Origin of the sequence: Agrobacterium leguminum, assembly GCF_015704895.1 — a bacterium.
Taxonomy (GTDB): domain Bacteria; phylum Pseudomonadota; class Alphaproteobacteria; order Rhizobiales; family Rhizobiaceae; genus Agrobacterium; species Agrobacterium leguminum.
On the sequence record NZ_JADQWB010000004.1, the window covers coordinates 192,294 to 209,893 of the forward strand.

Sequence of the window (17,600 nt, forward strand, 5' to 3'; positions counted from 1 at the left end):
ATCATCCATGAATGACATGAAATGATATTAAATGCAACATTAAATGAAATATAAATTCCATTCGCATGAAAATGAAAGATATAAATCATTCTGTCATTAGGGCCCATCGGGAGAATGGGCAGGGAGGAAGCAATGGCATTTTTCAGGAAATTTCTCGCAACGGGCGCTGTGTCGCTCGTGATGGCATCCGGCGCGTTCGCGGCCAATATCGCCGTTGTCGGCGGCAAGAATGACGATGCGTTCTGGAATCTCATCAAAAAGGGTGTCGACGACGCACGCCTCGTGGTCGAGGCGAATGGCGGTAAGGTCAATTACCTGCGTTTGCAGACCTATGACAATTTCGCGCCCGACGTGGTGCAGCTGATCCAGACCGCCATCAGCCAGAAGGTTGATGGTCTCGTCATTCCGAACTGGGTTCCGGAAGGCGAGGACCCGGCGATCCGGGAAGCCATCAATGCCGGTATCAAGGTCATTCTCATGAATGCCGGTGGGCACGAAAAGGCCAAAGAACTCGGCGCGATCAATTATGTCGGTTCCGACGAATATATTGCCGGCGTCGCCGGCGGCGAATATTTCGCGAAACAGGGCAAAAAGAACGTCATCTGCGTCAACACCGTTCCGGGCGCCGCCAATCAGGAGGCGCGCTGCAAGGGCGTCATCGACGGCATTACCAAGGCCGGCGGCGGCGGCAAGCAACTGCCGCTTCCCGCCACCAGTTTCGGCGACGCCACCGCCGTAGCCGAGGCGATCAAGGCGACATTGCTACAGGACAGCAAGATCGACGGCGTCCTGACCATTTCGGCGGGTGATGCGGATTCCGCCGCCATCGGCATCATGCAGGCCGGCAAGACCGAAACCGCCCTGCTTGGCACTTTCGATCTCAACCAGTCCGGCCTCGACCGGATCAAGGACGGGACACAGGGTTTCGCAATCGACCAGCAGCCCTACCTGCAATCATTGCTGGCGGTAACGCTTCTGGCCTCGGCCATCGATTTCGGAACCGATCTGCCGACCGCCCCGCTGCTGACGGGACCGAACATCGTCGACAAATCCAACATCCAGACCACGCTTGCCGGCGTCGCCAAGGGAGCGCGCTGAGCGGTGATCCATACCCGCCTCCGATCCCCGGCGAAACCGGGGATCGGGGCTTGACGGGCAGAGGATATCCCCTCGGCACTTAGGGCCAATATTGGAGTGAACGACGTGAAAAATCTCTCTTTGGGCGACCTTCTGCGCCGCCCGGAATCAGGCGCCTTTCTCGGCCTTGTTTTCGTTCTTGCTTTCTTCGTCATCTTCGGCAGCATCGATTTTCTGAAACCCGCCGGCGCCGCAAGCTGGCTGAATGTCGCCGCCAATCTCGGCATCGTCGCCATTCCCGTCGGGCTGCTGATGATTTCCGGCGAGTTGGACATTTCCATCGGCGCGATGATCCCGGCCGGCGCGCTGACGGTCGCCATTATCTCCGGTTATTACGGCATGCCGATCTGGCTCGGCATTATCGGCGCGCTTTGCCTTGGGTTGCTTGTCGGGCTTATCAACGGCTTTCTGGTGATACGGACCGTGGTGCCCTCACTGATCGTCACGCTCGGCACGCTGTTTGCGGTGCAGGGGTTGATCCTCGGCTTTTCCGTGCTCTTGACCGGCACGACCAGCGTGGCGCTGAGCCCCGCCCAATCCGGCCCCGTCGCCAAATTCCTGTTCGGACAGTTCATCGGCGGCAGTTTTCAGGTCAGCATCGTCTGGTGGTTGTTGCTGACGGCGATCTATATCTTCTATGTCCATTATTCGCCCTTCGGAAACTGGATTTTCGCCATGGGCGGCGACCGGGTGAGTGCCCGCAATGCCGGCATTCCCACCGACAAGCTGACGGTGACGCTTTTCGTCCTTTCCTCCGTCAGCGCCTCCTTCGTCGGTGTCTGTCAGGCGATCCTGTTCAATGTCGCCCAGGTTTCGGCCGGCATGACCTTCATCTTCAACTCCATCATCGCGGTCGTCGTGGGCGGGGTGCTGCTGACCGGCGGCTTCGGTTCGGTGATCGGTATTTTTCTCGGCACCATTACCTTCGCCATCGTCAATCAGGGCATTTATTTCACCGCTTTTGACCGCAACTGGTCGAGCCTCATCATAGGCGTCATGCTGCTCCTGGCAGTGCTGATGAACAACACTTTCCGTGTCATGGCGCTCACCTATTCGCCGAAGAAGAAGTGAGGCAAGACGATGTCGACACCCATTCTCGAACTTAAAAACGTCAATAAATCCTTCGGCCCGATCGATGTTCTGCACGATATCTCGCTGAAAGTGCGCGCCGGCGAGGTGCTCTGCCTGCTGGGAGACAATGGCGCTGGAAAATCCACGCTGATCAAGACGCTGGCCGGCGTCTACCAGCCGAGTTCCGGCGAAGTGCTGATGGATGGAAAGCCGGTCAATTTCGACGGACCGCGCGATGCGCAGCGCATGGGCATTTCCACCGTACACCAGTTCGGCGGAACCTTCCCGCTGATGAGCATCGGCCGCTCCTTCTTCATCGGTGCAGAACCCACCAAAGGCTTCTGGCCCTTCCGAATCTACGACCGCAAGAAAGCCAACGAAATCGCCGTCAAGGCAGTGCAGGAATTCGGCATCACCCGCATCGATGACGGCGACCGCCTGATCGGCGGGCTTTCCGGCGGCGAACGGCAATCGCTCGCCATCGCCCGCGCGGTGCATTTTGGCGCACGCGTTCTGATCCTCGATGAACCGACGGCGGCGCTGGGTGTGAAACAGGCGTCCCACGTTCTGCGCATCGTGCTGGAAGCGCGCAAACGCGGCATCGCGGTCATCTTCATCACCCATCAGGTCACCCATGCCATTGCCGTCGGCGACCATTTCGCCGTGCTCATCCGAGGCGCGGTCGCCGCCAATTTCCGCAAGGGCGAGAAGTCCCGCGAGGAAATCACCGATCTGATGGCCGGCGGTGAGGCACTCGCCGATCTAGGTGCCGAGGTGGAAAATTACATGGCCAGCCATGACGGCCATCCGCCGCAGCCACCCTCGAATTAAGACATAAAGCAAGGATCAAGACCGATGAAGATCGCCATCGACCCCCACATGCATCGTTTCACCAGCCTCGATGAGCTTCCGGCCAAAGTGAAGGAACTCGGCTACGACTGGATCGAACTCAGCCCGCGCGCGGATTTCCTCGAATGGTTCAAGGCGCCGCGCGTCTTTCCCGAGCGCATCCGCTCGTTCAAGAAGGCGCTGAAGGACGCCGATGTCGGCATCGCCTCGCTGCTGCCCATGTATCGCTGGGCCTCCAATGACGAGACCGAACGGCAGGCGGCGGTGAAACACTGGAAGCGGGCCATCGAGATCGCCATCGAACTCGAGGTCGACACGATGAACTCCGAATTCGGCCGCGGACCGCATCCCGACAAGGGCTCCTGCTACTGCTGCCATACCGGCTCGATGATCGAGGCCTGCGAGGATGCATGGTGGCGCTCGATGGAAGAGCTGGTGCCGATATTCGAGCGCGAAAACATCAACCTGCATGTCGAGCCGCATCCGGAAGACTGGTGCGAAACGCTGCAACCGGCGCTGGACATCATCCGCACCGTCAATTCGAAGAACGTCAAGTTCCTCTATTGCGCACCGCATACCTTTTATTTCGGCGACGACACCAAGGCGATGCTGCGCGAAGCCAAGGATGTGCTGGCGCATGTGCATGTGGGCGACACCTTCAACCACAAGGCCAGTTCCGGGCTTCGTTATATCCTCAATCCGCCGGGCACGCAGGCGCGGGTGCACCAGCATCTCAATATCGGCCAGGGCGAGGTGCCGTGGGACGACTTCTTCGGCACGCTTTCCGAAATCGGCTTCGACGGCATCATGACCTCCTGCGTCTTCGCCTGGGAGGACAGGGCCGATGAATCGAGCCGGTTCATGCGCGCCAAGATGCAGGACTATATCGACCTCTATTTCAAGAAATGACGCGGTAAACCGGCGCCAAGCCCGAGGCGGACCCCGCCTCCCGCCGCGGCCATTCACAACATCAAATGGAAAGACGACTGACATGATCAACGGAGAAAGACTGATTTCGCGCCCGCTGCGCTGGGCCATGGTGGGCGGCGGACGCACGGGACAGGTGGGTTACAAGCACCGCACCGGCGCGCTGCGCGACGGCAATTACCAGCTCGTCGCGGGCGCCTTCGACCTCGATGCCGAACGAGGCAGAGACTTCGGCGTCAATCTCGGCGTGGCGGCGGAACGCTGCTATGCGGATTACAGGGCGCTGATTGCCGGCGAGACGGCGCGCGAAGACGGTGTGGACGTCGTCTCCATCGCCACCCCCAATTTCACCCATTACGAGATCACCAAGGCCTGCCTTGAAGCCGGGCTGCACGTTATCTGCGAAAAGCCGCTGTTCTTCACCGTGGCGGAATGCGACGAGGTGGCGCGGCTGGCCGAACAGAAGGGCCTGATCGTCGGCGTCACCTATGGTTTTACCGGGCATCCGCTCGTCCACCAGATGGCCGCCATGGTCAAAAAGGGAATGCTGGGCGACATCCGTATCGTCGACCTGCAATATACCCATGGTTTCAATGCCGGCGACGATGTGGGCGCGGGCGAGGCCGTCAAATGGCGCACCAATCCCCGCACCGCTGGCCCGACCTTCGTGCTGGGCGATATCGGCACGCATCTCTATTATCTCTCGGAAGTCGTGCTGCCGCATATGAAGGTGGAACGCCTGCTCTGCGACCGCAAGGCCTTCATCCCCACGCGCGCGCCGCTGGAAGACCACGCCACCGTCCTGATGCATTATGACAATGGCGCACGCGGCCGCCTCTGGGTCTCCTCCGTCAATGCCGGCAATATGGGATCGCAACGTTACCGTTTCGTCGGCTCCAGGGCTTCACTCGAATGGTCGGATTCCCATCCCGATCAGCTGATCTACGAGGTTCAGGGCGAGCCCGGCCGCATCCTGCATCACGGCATGCCCTATCTGGAACAGGAAAGCCTCGCCATCGACCGCATGGGCGCGCTGCACACCGAAGGTCTCGGCGACAGCTGGTCGAACATCTATCTCTGGATCGCTCAGGCTGTCGACGCGGCAAATCGCGGTGACAGGGCTTTTCTGAAGACCCACCATTATCCCGGCATCACGGCCGGCACCGAAGGCGTTCGCTGGCTGGAAAACTGCGTCCGTTCGGCCGATGCCGGCGGCGCCTGGGTCGATTTCGCTTAACCAGCTTGGGGGCGCGCCGGACAACTCTCCCGTCCTCCTCTTCAGGCGCGTCCCCATACCTCCTCGGAAAGATGAACGATGAAACTCGCAATTTGTACTGACGTCATGGCAAGCCTGCCCTTCACCGATATGCTCGACAGATGCGTCGCGCTCGGTGTCGAAGGCATCGAGATGACCGGCGGCGGCTGGTCAAGCGGCCCGCATTTCCGGGCCGACGAACTGTTGGCGGATAAGGGGCTTCTCAAATCCAAGCTCAAGGAAATCGAGGCCCGTGGCCTCGAAATCGCTGCGCTGAATTGCTCCGCCAATCCGCTCGATCCCGGCGATATGGGCAAGCGCCACCTGAAGGAGATTGAGGACACCGTCCGGCTGGCGGGCGAAATCGGCGTGACGAAGATCGTCACCATGTCCGGCCTGCCGGAAGCAGCACCGGGCGACACCGTGCCGAACTGGCTCGTCTACACCAAGAGCTGGCCGAACGAGATGCCGGAGCGCGACCGTTACCAATGGGAAGACCGCGCCTTTCCGCTCTGGCACGGGCTTGTGAAGCTCGCCAGGGAAGCGGGCGTCGAAAAATATGCGCTCGAGAATTTCTCGGCCATGCTCGTCTGGAACCCGGAAACCCTGTTCCGCCTGCGCAATGAGGTCGGCCCGACGGTCGGCATGAATCTCGACCCGTCGCACCTGATGTGGATGGGGGCCGATCCCATCGCGTCCGCCCGTGCACTCGGCAGTGCGATCCATCATTGCCACGGCAAGGACACCCGCATCGAACGCGGACTGGCGGATGTGAACGGCCTGCTGGAGCTGAAAGAGGTGACTGACGTCGCCAACCGCAGCTGGAACTATGTGGCGGTGGGTGCCGGCCATGATCTGCAATGGTGGAAGGAATTTTTCTCCGTGGTGCGCATGGCCGGTTACAATGGCTGGGTCAGTCTGGAAATGGAAGATTTCACCATGTCCACCGAGGCAGGCATCCAATCCTCCATCGACGCCCTGCAAGCCACCATCAGCCGCTGATATCTGCTCCGGGCCGCACAAGGCGGCCCGGCGTCAATTGCGCCACGAGGATGCCATGACCAACCGGATCACCATCACCACCGCTCCCTGCTGCTGGGGCGTCGACGACGTCAAAAATCCCCATCTGCCCCATTGGGAAAAGGTGCTGGACGAGGCGAAGGCCGCCGGTTTCGGCGGGCTGGAACTCGGCCCCTACGGTTATCTGCCGCTCGACCTCGAGCGTGTTTCGCAAGCGCTCAACGAGCGCGACCTGAAGATCGTCGCCGGCACGATCTTCGACGATCTGGTCTCACCGGAAAACCGCGACAATCTGCTGCGCCAGACCGACGAGATCTGCGCGCTGATCACCCGCCTGCCGAAACCGGAAACCCATGCCGGCCAACGCTTTTCCGCCCCCTATCTGACGGTGATGGACTGGGGACATGACGAGCGGGATTATGCCGCCGGCCATTCCGACCGCGCGCCGCGCCTCGATGGCGGCGCATGGAAAGGCATGGTGGAGAACATCCGCGCCATCGCAACGCTCGCCCGCGAAAAATATGGCGTGCGCGCCACCATCCACCCCCATGCTGGCGGCTACATCGAATTTGCCGATGAGTTGCAGCAGATCGTCGAGGACATTCCCGCCGATCTGGCGGGCCTCTGCCTCGACACCGGCCATATGGCCTATTCCGGCATGGACCCCGTCACCGCGCTTCGCCGCTATTGGGACCGTGTCGACTATATTCATTTCAAGGATATCGACGCCACGGTTTTCGAAGAGGTGATGGCAGAACGCATCCGCTTCTTCGACGCCTGCGCCAAAGGCGTCATGTGCCCGATCGGTCGCGGCTCAATCGATTATCCAGCCATCCGCAGCCTTCTGACGGAACTCGGCTATGGCGGCTATATCACCATCGAGCAGGAGCGCGATCCGCGCAATGCCGGCGGCATTCTGGACGATCTGGCGGCCAGCAGGGCATTTCTCGCCAAGTGTGGGTTCTGAGAAAACGGGGCAAATCCGTTGCACCTTTCGCAGAGGCAATAGCGGCCGAGAGCCGCGGCATTGAAAAATGGCCCTGTTTGCAGGCAATTTCGTCCCTGTTGACAGCACCTGTCAGCAAACCTAACCTGTATCACCGCGAGATGATCGACATTTTTCTTTTTATTTTCATGGTGATACGATGATGACCCGTCGCCAGGCCCTGCTGTTTGCCGCTGCTGCCACCGGTCTTTCAACCTTGTCAGACCAGAGCCATGCGACAGGCTCATCGGCGCGTGCCGCCGGTTTCTGGTATCCTGAAGAAACCGAACCGCATGAGCGCACTTTCATGCAATGGCCGGTGAACCCCGCCGTGCATGATGAGCCTGATTTCCTCGACGATCTTCAGAAAACCATCGCAAAAATCGCCAACACCATCGCGGAATTCGAACCGGTGGTGATGCTGGCCGCAGCGCAGCACCATGGCGCGATCCGCAGCCAAGTGTCGCGTAGCGTCGAGTTGTGGGATATTCCAACCGATGATTTGTGGTGCCGCGATTCCGGACCGTCCTTTGTTGTGGATGGCAAGGGCGGACTGGCCATCACGCAGTTCAACTTTAATGGCTGGGGCAACAAACAGACCCATAGCGCCGATGGCCGTATTGCCGCGCGGATAGCCGAACGCATGGGCCTTCAGATTTTCGATGCAGGACTGGTGGGAGAGGCCGGAGGCGTTGAAACAGACGGTCACGGCACGCTGATCGCCCATGAAAGCAGCTTCGTCAACGCCAACCGCAATCAGGACAGCAAAACCCGGATCGAGCAGATGCTGCTGGACACGATGGGCGCACGCAAGATGATCTGGGCGCCGGGCATTATCGGTGCGGACATCACCGATTATCACATCGATGCACTGGCTCGCTTCGTCAAGCCGGGGCAATTGCTGATTCAGATGGGGGACAAAATCGATCCCGACGACCCCTGGTCGGTCGCCGCCTTCGAGACCCATAATATCCTGGCCACCGCCACCGATGCCGAGGGCCGCAAGCTTGAGATGGTCATTTTGCCGGAACCCTACGACATCCGTGCGGATAGCCCCGATTTTGTCTCTTCCTACGTCAATTATTATGTCTGCAACGGCGCCGTAATCGCCGCCGAATTCGGCGACCGGCAAGCCGATGAACGAGCCGCAACCGTTCTTGGCAAGCTCTATCCAGATCGGGAGATAATCACGTTGAATATCGATCCGTTGGGTGAAGTGGGCGGCGGCATCCATTGCGCCACCCACGAGCAACCCAAGGTCTGACATGGGAACAGGCACTCGTGACGACCAAAGGCGCCGCAACCACGATGCCGAAATGGCGTCAAATCCACGAAAAGTATTGATTAAGCGATAATGGCGGAGAGGGTGGCCGCCAAATTAGAAGACTAAGACGCACAACGTCATTTGATAAACTATTTAAAATCAATATCATGTATTTTTCAATCATCCACTCACATGCATTGTAAGCCAGTAAAATCCAGCATATTATGTGGGGTATTTTGTGGGGCTTCAAGAGAACTATGGTTAAACCGGCGGGGAAACATCCCGAAAAGGCGCTATCTGCGCTGAAGATAAAGCAGCTAACCACCCCGGGTCGATATACTGATGGCAACGGCTTATACCTGATTGTCGATCCATCCGGTGCAAAACGTTGGATGCTGCGAGTTACCATACAAGGTAAGCGAACCGACATGGGGCTGGGAAGTCTATTATTGGTGAGCTTGGCGGAAGCGCGAGAAAAAGCTCAAGAATACAGGAAATCAGCTCGACAAGGCGACGACCCTCTCGCCGCTAAGCGTCAAGCGAAAAGAGTTTACCCAACTTTCGAGAAGGCGGCCCAAACCGTGCATACCGAGCACAAATTAGCATGGAAAAATGATAAACATATTCAACAGTGGATCAACACGCTGACAGAATACGCCTTTCCAATCATCGGCGACATGCGGATAGATAAAATCGACACGCCGGACATCCTGCGGGTACTGTCTCCGATTTGGCTAAACAAGCCAGAGACCGCACGACGTGTCCGCCAACGCATTTCAAACGTATTTGATTGGGCGAAGGCTTCAGGCTTCCGAGACGGCGACAACCCGGTGGAGGGTGTAACGAGGGGGCTGCCAAAGCAATCAAAATTAGTCAAACATCATGAGGCACTTCCATTTGCACAAATCCCGGATTTCATTGTCAGGTTAAAGGCCTCTAACAGTAACTTGATATCAAAGCTGGCATTCGAGTTACTCATCCTGACAGCGACACGTACAAGTGAAACCATTCTCGCGAAACCTAATGAGTTCGACCTCAAAAAAAAGGTGTGGGTTGTCCCTGCCGAGCGGATGAAAACAAAGCGCGAGCATCGGATTCCCCTTGTTAATCGAGCGGTCAAGATAGTGGAAGAAGCACAGGAACTTTCATCGGATACCGACTACCTGTTTCCTGGACAAAAGCGCGGCAAACCGCTGTCAAATATGGTGTTCCTCAAAATACTAAGGACTATGGAGCTTGATGTCACAGCTCACGGGTTTCGGTCTTCTTTCAGAGATTGGGCTGCAGAATCGACTAATCACCCACACGATGTGGTGGAGATGGCCCTAGCTCACGCGATTGCAAACAAAGTTGAGGCAGCCTACCGTCGTGGCGATCTATTTGAAAAGCGACGGGAGTTGATGGCCGAATGGGAAAAGCATCTGTTTTCAAAATACCCGACATTGCCAAACGGTTAACCGAAAAGCTTACGGACATGGCCTGTGAGGCGAATTTTGTTGAGCGCCCTGCGGACGAGCCGCTTTTTGCTGAATCATATTTATTAGACGACTTTGACGCTTTTAGAGCTGTTCAGCTCCTAGCCGACGACCGTCCCTCCTTCTACGGACACAAGGAAGCGGTCTATACAGCGTTCTGCGGCTGGATAATCGATTCGACGTCAGATGGGCTAATATACGATTTGGTTTCTGACACCGTTTGGCGGCTTCTTGAGGAAGCGGAAGATTTGGCCAGTGAACTTCCTTTCGGGACTATGATTGAGCAGGATATTTTCGCCCGCTATTTTATTGCAGGTCCACAATTTATTGAGCATCTCTATAATGGTATTGGTGGGATAGCAGGCACAAATGCCGCTAGTCGAGACGAAGTTTACGATGCCGTTAATTCTGACTATCGGGCTACAGTAAGTGTCCTCCAGTTCATGCGCTATTGCCACTATTGGGCTTCAACTCCCAACCTGAACATCAAACCAAGCGTTAGGCGTGGAATAAATGCAGTTAAGCAAGAGGTCGATACTGACAACTTTTGGGCATCCGAAAGTTCAATCTATGACGTTTGGTCGGTTATGAAGCACACGATAGCGCTGAATTATGCGGCGAGCACAATCGTTGTCGCCGACGGCGTTTTATCTGACCAATGGCATGATGGAAGTTTTGATTATCGAGAACAACGTGATTTCATTCCGCTTCTCTTAGGTCGCGCTCGCTATGTCTGTGACCATGTTTTGCTAAAAATGCACGAGCCAACACTGTATAAAATCAACGCGGAGCCATTAAGAGAAATAAATCCTCTTGAATTCGATGTATTCCCATTTGCACCAGAGGAGTTGGCGGCGGCAACGGATCGAGACGTCAATAAGAAGCGGCTAATCCAAAAGGCAAGGGCCACCCGTGCAAGATTGAACCGCGACGTGCGTTAAAGTTTTGTGCAGAAGGCGGCGCTACTCCGTCTCAGCAATGAAGCAACTACTCGTCCCCCACCACGGTTTCTCCACATCTCGGTATTCAGGTGGAGAGAGAAAGATTAATCTTTTCAGGCGGTTAATCCTCTCCAAATTTCCGCGGAGATCTTCAGAAACTCTCGGAGAAATTCCCCCAGAAAAGCCCACGGTCTATTTTCCTTTCATCCAATACGGATGAAACAAAAAGGAAAATACATATGGAAATAAAAGCACATCACAAGCTTCTTCGAGTGGATCAAATTGCAAAACCAGATGGCATATTAGGGGTCAGCAAATCCACCTTTTGGATGATGGTTCGCGACGGCCGAATCTCGCCCGGAATCAAAATCGGCCCCCGTATGCGTGCATGGCGCGCCTCCGAAATCATCGCGTTCATCGACCGCCTAGAACAGGAAGGCGGTGCAGCATGACTCCTGGTTTCCTTGATGATGATGAAAGCTTTCCGGAACGGGCATATCGAGAAGAAAGGTCGGAAGAAGCCCAAATTGTCGTTTCCGGAATGATCGAGTTTTGCGGTGAGTTGCAAAAGCTGGACAACGTACTCGAGCGCAAATCTCCCAAGCAAGTTCGCCGAATGTGCTCAAATCTCATTCATCATACCTATCAGTGCCCGCGCCCCCTATACGGGTGGTCTTGCGGCGATGACGAGGAAGAGATGGAGATGTTACTGGCGCAAATTTGCAGTTTTCTCGAAGCAATCATCAACGGAAGAGGCGATTTAAGAACAGAAGTCCGACACCAGCACAAATGCCGCCTCCGCTATTTGGTTTCCGAATTCAAAGAGTTAATCAAAAGAGCTGAGGACGGCTACGATTACCTGGAGGGCCAATGATATGGCAGCTGCTGCTCACTTAACGCGGTCGAAAATCGCCGCCAAAAAATCGGATTGTCCGAAAAAAACTGAAAATGACGACACAGCTGTCGCCAGAATCTTGGCACTCCATGACGCGCATCAAGAACGCCGTCGAGAGCATCGCAAGGGCATAAGATCCGATATCGTTGCTGCAGTCGAGATCGGCTTGGAGATGCAAGACGATAGAGAAGAATGGGCTTACTTTTGCAAATATTCCTGGGAGTCTGGGGGACCGGAAGAAGACCAAATCGATCAAGCCGTGCGCTTTGCCATAAAGTTCATGGTGGGTCCCGGCAAGGGTGCACAAAAGAAGGCAAGCTTCTACTACAACGCCGTTGCCCTTCTGGTGCAGGAGGAAGGCCTCAGAGGTGAAGATCTCGAGGATCGCCTCGAAAAGGAAGGTCTTAAAAAACTCGCTGCAGAATACGCCAAGCATAAGAAGGAAAAAAAGGAGAAAAAGAAAGAGCATAATGACGACAAGAACGACAGTAACGAGAGCCGTCGATCTGAGGAAGACGATACCGAAAATGCACCGAAAAAGACCCGCGCGGCTAACGCGGGTCCTGATAAGAAAAGTGAAAAAACGCATGATCTCGATCAGCCTGATCGCCGGGCCAGCGATCCCGCTTTTGACTGGCCCGGGACTATGAGGTTCAAGAACTCGAAAAAATCTCTTACGCGTTATAAGGTTGGTGAGAAGGTCAAGATCACCGCGACCATCGAAAGCATCAGCGCGTCCTTCAAGTTGCTGGTGCACAAGGTGAAACCCATTGTGCCACCGGCGGACAAGGGCTGATCGACCTCATCGTCTTTATATTACTGAAGCTCGCTCTTCGACCTCGGAAGGATAATCACATCTTCCGGGGTCGTTCTTTTTCTGTCCACCGACTTCAGGGTGTATGCTGCGGCCCGCGCCAAGGTCTTTTCGATGGGCATCACATGAATGCGGGAAAGCGGCGCAGTCTTTCCGATCAGAAAGCTTGTGGGTGCGTTCGCGATAACGTCAGTCAGACGACGACCCTCACGTCCGTTGGGCGGAATCATTGCGAGAATATGCATATGCATCCCGTCGTTGATCATGCTGTCAGCCGCAGTCCAGCCAGACAGCTTCCGCACTGGCCAGTCGTAACTGGCAAGCCAGAATGGCATCTCCACTATCGGGGTGTTGTGAGGACGCCTCACGAAGCGGGTCAACAGGAGGGCATATAGGTTCTCCGTAATCCGACGCATCTGCTGCCTTTTGGCGCTCTCGCTGCCTGCCAAAGGGTTGAACATCAACGTGACCATGTAAGTTTCCCACCCCCCTGCTGTTCGTTCTTCCACCATCTGGGTGTAGGCATCGAGTATCTGTTGGGTATCAGTATGGGTATGGGTATGGGTGTGGGTGTGGGTATGCATAAGCATATCTCCCTTGGTTAGTTTGATTGTGTGTGGGGGTGTGTCTGTAGGGTAATTTGGGTACAGCTGGCCCATATGCTTTGCCCTTGCGAACGCAGCATCTGTGTCTCCAGATGAAGCAGGCAAAGTCCCGCGTGGCGCTTCCACGCACGACCTTGCGGCCTGCAAATGTAATTGGCGTTATGCCGACCGTTATTTACGGCGGCGTCTCTAGGGGATTTTTGCAGCTGGCGTCGGACTCGCAGGCGCGGATAAGCGCCGACCTGCAGTTTCTCTGGAAAAGCCGAGCGGAGATTTAGATAAAATTTACGCTAAATCTTATCGGTTTGAACCGATCCCGGCATGCTACGTTTCACGCAAGTCGAAACGGGAGCCCGGCTGCGATGATCTGGAATTTGGAGAAACTCGAACGAGAACGCCTCGACCTCATCGAGGTCATAGACAATCTCAAGAGGTGGGAACGTTTTTCGATAGATGATCGGCACATCATCTCATTGCAGATCACTGCACATATGATGCGGCTCAGCGAAATGGATGAGGACTTGGCAAAGCTGCGGGGTGAAGAACATTCCGATGCGGACTGTCTGGCTGCTATCTGACCTACCATCAGCGATGGTGGAAGCATTCACAGGTAGTGAAAGTTAGAGGATTCCTCAACGATGGGAATGCAGGTGGTCATGCCTTTTTTGAATTCGTTTTCACGAAAAGTACCACCTCTTTCAACAACCCTATAAGCTCTGGCATTATCAGCCGATAATAGACGACAAGGCCGTGACGGCGCGTTTCAACAACACCCGCCTCGCGCATTTTTGCGAGATGCTGAGAAAGCGCTGATTGCGATAAATCGACTTGATGGGCCAACTGCTTCACGCTCTGCTCATTCTTGGACAGTGCTAGCACGACCTCGACGCGCTTTGCGTTCGACAGGATGTTGAGCACCTCGCCACACCGTTGAAGATATTCGGCGTTCTTGTCTTCAACCGCTCCATGCATAGTGGCTCGCCCCCGCAGATTTCCGTGGGCTTCGTCATAACATTTGCGTGGATTTCCGTCTTTTCGAAAGTGCAGAATTTTACCTGTAGGCTGATCCGGCCAAGATCGACAACAGGCGTTGTCTCGTTTTTGGTTCATTCAAAATCTCTTTGAGATTACCGGTTTCAATATGAATTCATAAAAATATAGAAGCTTGATTGGCTAATCGTATTCAGGCTTCTCTAACTCGTCAATTTCCCACTGCCGCAGATATTCGCCTCCTCCTCGCCTGCCTCACTGAGGACGTCAAACAAAAGTTCGTCGGTAGCAATCACTCGGCTACGGTGCTCCACGACCGCTTGCGGTTGAGTTGCCATAAAACCATAAATGCCGTCGCGCTGAGACCTCCAAGCACCGCAAACACCGCATGCGCCCCCATCCACGCCATGAGCGCAGCCAATACCGGCGGTGCCAGTGCGTTGATCAGATTCATTGGTAGGGCAATGGTTGCCATCGCGGCGGCATAGTCGGCTTTCTCAAAAAAAACGAGCGGCATCGTGGCTCGGGCAACAGCAAAAGCCCCACTTCCGACGCCAAAGATCACGAGAAACCCTGCTACCGTCAGGACGCCCTGACCACCTGTCCACATTGCAGCAAGACCAACGGGTATCATTGCGCCGGACACAAGCCCGGTGGATAACCCATCCCATCGTTGCCCACCCAGCAGGTCAACCACGCGTCCGCCCACTTTGAACACCCCCAGAAGCGAGGCAATCGCGACGGCTTTGGCAAGGTCCATTCCGGTCGCCTGCAAAAGTTGAATGCCTACAGCTTCAATGCCAAACGTCACGAAGCTGTTCAGAGCGATGGCGGTCACAAGAAGGGCAAAAACAGGACCCTTGCGAGCACTTCCTTTGTTGGTGGTCGGCGCGGTCGCGGCACGGGTCGCCGGCAGGCCGATTAAAACAAGTGGGCAGATGACCAATGCCATGATGCCAGCGTAGATAAGAACTGTCGCACGCCATCCAACCACACCGTCGAGAAAGGCAGTGATGGGCCAGAAGACGCTACCCGCCAGCCCAGTTACCAACATCAGCGTGCCGATAAGACTCCGCGCCCGATCCTCTGCGTAGTCCGCTATATAGGCATAGGCTGACGTCGTCAGAAACCTCGCGCCTGCAATCCCGACCAACATCCAAGCGGCCCAAAATACCAAAAGGTCCGGAGACAGCGCGAGCAGACAAAGCCCGGCCGCGATCATCCCGGCTCCAGTAGCCATGACAGAACGCGGTCCAAGTCTGCGAAACGCACGGCCTGTCCAAGGGGCAGCGAGCCCCATCGCGACGAACATCACAGAGGTTCCGACAAAAATCATCGGCAGCGAGGTTCGGAATTCTACCGCGACCGTCGTCGCGATCACGGGCAAAACGCTCACAACGCCCCAGCCGGTGATCTGGGTCAGCGCTAGGAGTAATAATACAAAGAGGTGACGTTGCATTGTTCACTGGTAGAGCCGAAGTGTGACGGTCAGATAACAACCACGATAATACCGAATCTCTGGCCCCAGACGCTCAGACTTGGGGAGATCGCTTCGAATTGGCACCAACCCCGGCTGGGTTCTGGGAAGCGTCTCAGTCACGGCGCGGCGACAGTCGGCGAGTTCGCTAAAACGGAAGTTTGGATGTCGACTGGATCGATCTTTTTCCGCTTCGCCCAATCAATCAGGTTTGGCGGCCGATAATCGAAGTTGTCCCGCCATCGTTCAAAAACTGAAACGTCAATTGTTTCATTGACTCTAGTGTGGGTGCCCGTCGGCCCTACGAACGGTTCAGGTGCAACAGGACGATAACTTCTCTTGCTCACGCAGGAGTAAGCGCCTTTTAGGAACTCCTTATAGGAATCCGAAACCGAGCCCAAATGCTCGTCGCCCTCCAGCTCAAGTTCATTGCGAAAAGCCAGTCCAAGATTTGACGCCTTTTGCATCATCCATCTCAGCGGAATTTGGGCGAGCGTATCATTAAAACAACCACCGCCGACGTTCGCGTGAGCACCGACGAACCAGCGCTGTTCAACACTCTCTATCGACCTCATTTGCGCCGTGTTGCTTCCAGCCTTGCTTCTGATTGTCCATGGCGTTGGTGCAAACTTCGCTCGATGTTCGTCAATCGCTAGCGCATGAAACCCGTGCCTGACCGGTATGCGAAGGCCTGTATGATGGAACTTCAGTGTAGAACTGCTGATGCCAGCAAGGCTAAAAGCGGGAACGCCGAGCGCCCCCACGGTGTCCCAAACGCCGACCATTTCGATTGCCACCGGGCGGGAGTATTTCAGCATCCACCGCTCCTCAAGCGTGATGGTCTTGGGTTCAAACGTGGGAAGTTTATAGATCGTGCGGTCATCATCATTGCGGTACCGCTCATATAGCTGATCTACCCCCAATGCTCCTCCGGGTTTCAGAAGACCGCATATTGAAATGAAGCCCGCGAGGCTCCGCGCGGTGTGGGCTCCACGGCTGAAGCCAAAAATGAAGATTTGGTCGCCATCTTCATAGTTCTCGACAAGCCAATTGTAAGCCTCCTGGACATTCTCGGTGAGGCCTTTGCCCCAACCGCCTCCGATGAAGCCATTCACGCCAGAGTCATAGTAGCGAAGCTGTTGCAGGCCGTCGGCATCCTTGTCTGCACAAAGAGAGCGGAGGCGCCAAACATTCGTGTTCGTACCGACTGCATTCCACGTTCCGTCTAAAAAGATCGCGAGCTTCTTTTTCGGTGACAACGGCGGTGTGTTCAACAATTCCACGGTTTCTCTCCTACGACAGCTTTTTATACGCGACGCTAGTGAGTCGGACAAACCAACCGGACGAAAATCAACCTTGATGCGGCAGAGCAAACTTGACGAGGATTTGGCGCGTCTGCGCAGTCAGGAACATCCGGCAGGTATCCGGCTTAATAGGCTCCGAACGTTTGACCGTCTGGACCACCATAAGCTTCGTGAAACTTCTCTAACTCTTTGAGAAAAGAGTTTGCATAAATCCCTGAACGGACCGGGAACGCTCGACCATCAAATAAAAAACTCAGCACAGGTGACCGTTCGGGCTTTCGCTTCGGTCGCCATGTAACGACTGGAAAGAAACCCCTAATATATATTGTGTGGATTGACTTCACGTCCTGCCACGCAACAAAAACAGGCTTGCTTAACACGCGCCGAACCGTGAAGCCTTTGGGGGCGAGGGTGACCCTGGAGCGCTTGAATATGCTAAACAGGCCAATCGTAGAGAACCAAGCAAACATTAAAGATATCAGGCCGAAGACGATACCAGAAATATGACTCAAAGACGAAATAGAGACTAGGGCCAATGTTTTAGGAAGTAAAACGACCGTTACAAAAACGGAGAACCACCGGCTCGAATAA

Annotated in this window: 18 protein-coding genes; 14 read left to right on the plus strand and 4 right to left on the minus strand. The window is 55.5% G+C overall.

What is annotated here, in order from left to right:
• Window positions 1–132: 132 nt before the first annotated feature.
• The 13 genes from I3J13_RS08350 (at window position 133) to I3J13_RS08410 (ending at window position 12,615) form a co-directional block, all read left to right on the plus strand.
• A complete protein-coding gene (locus I3J13_RS08350; RefSeq protein ID WP_196378513.1) occupies window positions 133–1,098 on the plus strand; it encodes a substrate-binding domain-containing protein in 966 nt (321 codons plus the stop codon).
• Window positions 1,099–1,203: 105 nt separating this feature from the next.
• The gene (locus I3J13_RS08355) at window positions 1,204–2,208 is read left to right on the plus strand and encodes an ABC transporter permease (RefSeq protein WP_162936062.1); all 1,005 of its coding nucleotides are present in this window, start codon (window positions 1,204–1,206) and stop codon (window positions 2,206–2,208) included.
• A 9-nt stretch (window positions 2,209–2,217) separates the two neighbouring features.
• Complete coding sequence (locus I3J13_RS08360; RefSeq protein WP_003519613.1) at window positions 2,218–3,039, plus strand: ATP-binding cassette domain-containing protein; 822 nt, start codon at window positions 2,218–2,220, stop codon at window positions 3,037–3,039.
• 24 nt (window positions 3,040–3,063) lie between these two features.
• Window positions 3,064–3,966 carry a sugar phosphate isomerase/epimerase family protein gene (locus I3J13_RS08365; RefSeq protein WP_196378514.1) on the plus strand — a complete coding sequence of 301 codons (903 nt, stop codon included), beginning with the start codon at window positions 3,064–3,066 and terminating at the stop codon, window positions 3,964–3,966.
• Between the two features lie 82 nt (window positions 3,967–4,048).
• The gene (locus I3J13_RS08370) at window positions 4,049–5,221 is read left to right on the plus strand and encodes a Gfo/Idh/MocA family protein (RefSeq protein WP_196378515.1); all 1,173 of its coding nucleotides are present in this window, start codon (window positions 4,049–4,051) and stop codon (window positions 5,219–5,221) included.
• Window positions 5,222–5,299: 78 nt separating this feature from the next.
• Window positions 5,300–6,241, plus strand: coding sequence for a sugar phosphate isomerase/epimerase family protein (locus I3J13_RS08375; RefSeq protein ID WP_196378516.1), 942 nt, complete (start codon window positions 5,300–5,302; stop codon window positions 6,239–6,241).
• A 55-nt stretch (window positions 6,242–6,296) separates the two neighbouring features.
• A complete protein-coding gene (locus I3J13_RS08380; RefSeq protein WP_196378517.1) occupies window positions 6,297–7,226 on the plus strand; it encodes a sugar phosphate isomerase/epimerase family protein in 930 nt (309 codons plus the stop codon).
• Window positions 7,227–7,404: 178 nt separating this feature from the next.
• Window positions 7,405–8,508 carry an agmatine deiminase family protein gene (locus I3J13_RS08385; RefSeq protein ID WP_196378518.1) on the plus strand — a complete coding sequence of 368 codons (1,104 nt, stop codon included), beginning with the start codon at window positions 7,405–7,407 and terminating at the stop codon, window positions 8,506–8,508.
• A 257-nt stretch (window positions 8,509–8,765) separates the two neighbouring features.
• Window positions 8,766–9,965 carry a tyrosine-type recombinase/integrase gene (locus I3J13_RS08390; protein ID WP_196378519.1) on the plus strand — a complete coding sequence of 400 codons (1,200 nt, stop codon included), beginning with the start codon at window positions 8,766–8,768 and terminating at the stop codon, window positions 9,963–9,965.
• Window positions 9,917–10,924 (plus strand): hypothetical protein, encoded by a 1,008-nt coding sequence (locus tag I3J13_RS08395; RefSeq protein WP_149743286.1) that lies wholly within the window; start codon window positions 9,917–9,919, stop codon window positions 10,922–10,924. The genes I3J13_RS08390 and I3J13_RS08395 overlap by 49 nt, the downstream gene beginning before the upstream one ends.
• A 239-nt stretch (window positions 10,925–11,163) precedes the next feature.
• On the plus strand, window positions 11,164–11,376 hold the full coding sequence (locus I3J13_RS08400; RefSeq protein WP_149743285.1) for a helix-turn-helix transcriptional regulator: 213 nt from the start codon (window positions 11,164–11,166) through the stop codon (window positions 11,374–11,376).
• A complete protein-coding gene (locus I3J13_RS08405; protein ID WP_149743284.1) occupies window positions 11,373–11,798 on the plus strand; it encodes a hypothetical protein in 426 nt (141 codons plus the stop codon). Before I3J13_RS08400 ends, I3J13_RS08405 begins: the two co-directional genes overlap by 4 nt.
• A 1-nt stretch (window position 11,799) precedes the next feature.
• Window positions 11,800–12,615: a hypothetical protein gene (locus I3J13_RS08410; protein ID WP_196378520.1), complete on the plus strand. Its 816-nt coding sequence runs from the start codon at window positions 11,800–11,802 to the stop codon at window positions 12,613–12,615.
• A gap of 20 nt (window positions 12,616–12,635) precedes the next feature.
• Here I3J13_RS08410 and I3J13_RS08415 read toward each other — a convergent pair whose 3' ends face one another.
• Window positions 12,636–13,217 carry a hypothetical protein gene (locus I3J13_RS08415; RefSeq protein WP_196378521.1) on the minus strand — a complete coding sequence of 194 codons (582 nt, stop codon included), beginning with the start codon at window positions 13,215–13,217 and terminating at the stop codon, window positions 12,636–12,638.
• A gap of 383 nt (window positions 13,218–13,600) precedes the next feature.
• Here I3J13_RS08415 and I3J13_RS08420 point away from each other — a divergent pair, with 383 nt between their 5' ends.
• Window positions 13,601–13,816, plus strand: a complete 216-nt coding sequence (locus I3J13_RS08420) for a hypothetical protein (protein WP_137006064.1) — start codon at window positions 13,601–13,603, stop codon at window positions 13,814–13,816.
• Between the two features lie 76 nt (window positions 13,817–13,892).
• Here the strand turns inward: I3J13_RS08420 and I3J13_RS08425 are convergent, their stop codons facing one another.
• The 3 genes from I3J13_RS08425 to I3J13_RS08435 form a co-directional block, all read right to left on the minus strand.
• Window positions 13,893–14,348 carry an ArsR/SmtB family transcription factor gene (locus I3J13_RS08425; protein WP_196378522.1) on the minus strand — a complete coding sequence of 152 codons (456 nt, stop codon included), beginning with the start codon at window positions 14,346–14,348 and terminating at the stop codon, window positions 13,893–13,895.
• 172 nt (window positions 14,349–14,520) lie between these two features.
• A complete protein-coding gene (locus I3J13_RS08430) occupies window positions 14,521–15,687 on the minus strand; it encodes an MFS transporter (RefSeq protein WP_196378523.1) in 1,167 nt (388 codons plus the stop codon).
• Window positions 15,688–15,824: 137 nt separating this feature from the next.
• Complete coding sequence (locus I3J13_RS08435; protein ID WP_338081635.1) at window positions 15,825–16,988, minus strand: DUF2235 domain-containing protein; 1,164 nt, start codon at window positions 16,986–16,988, stop codon at window positions 15,825–15,827.
• Window positions 16,989–17,600 lie beyond the last annotated feature (612 nt).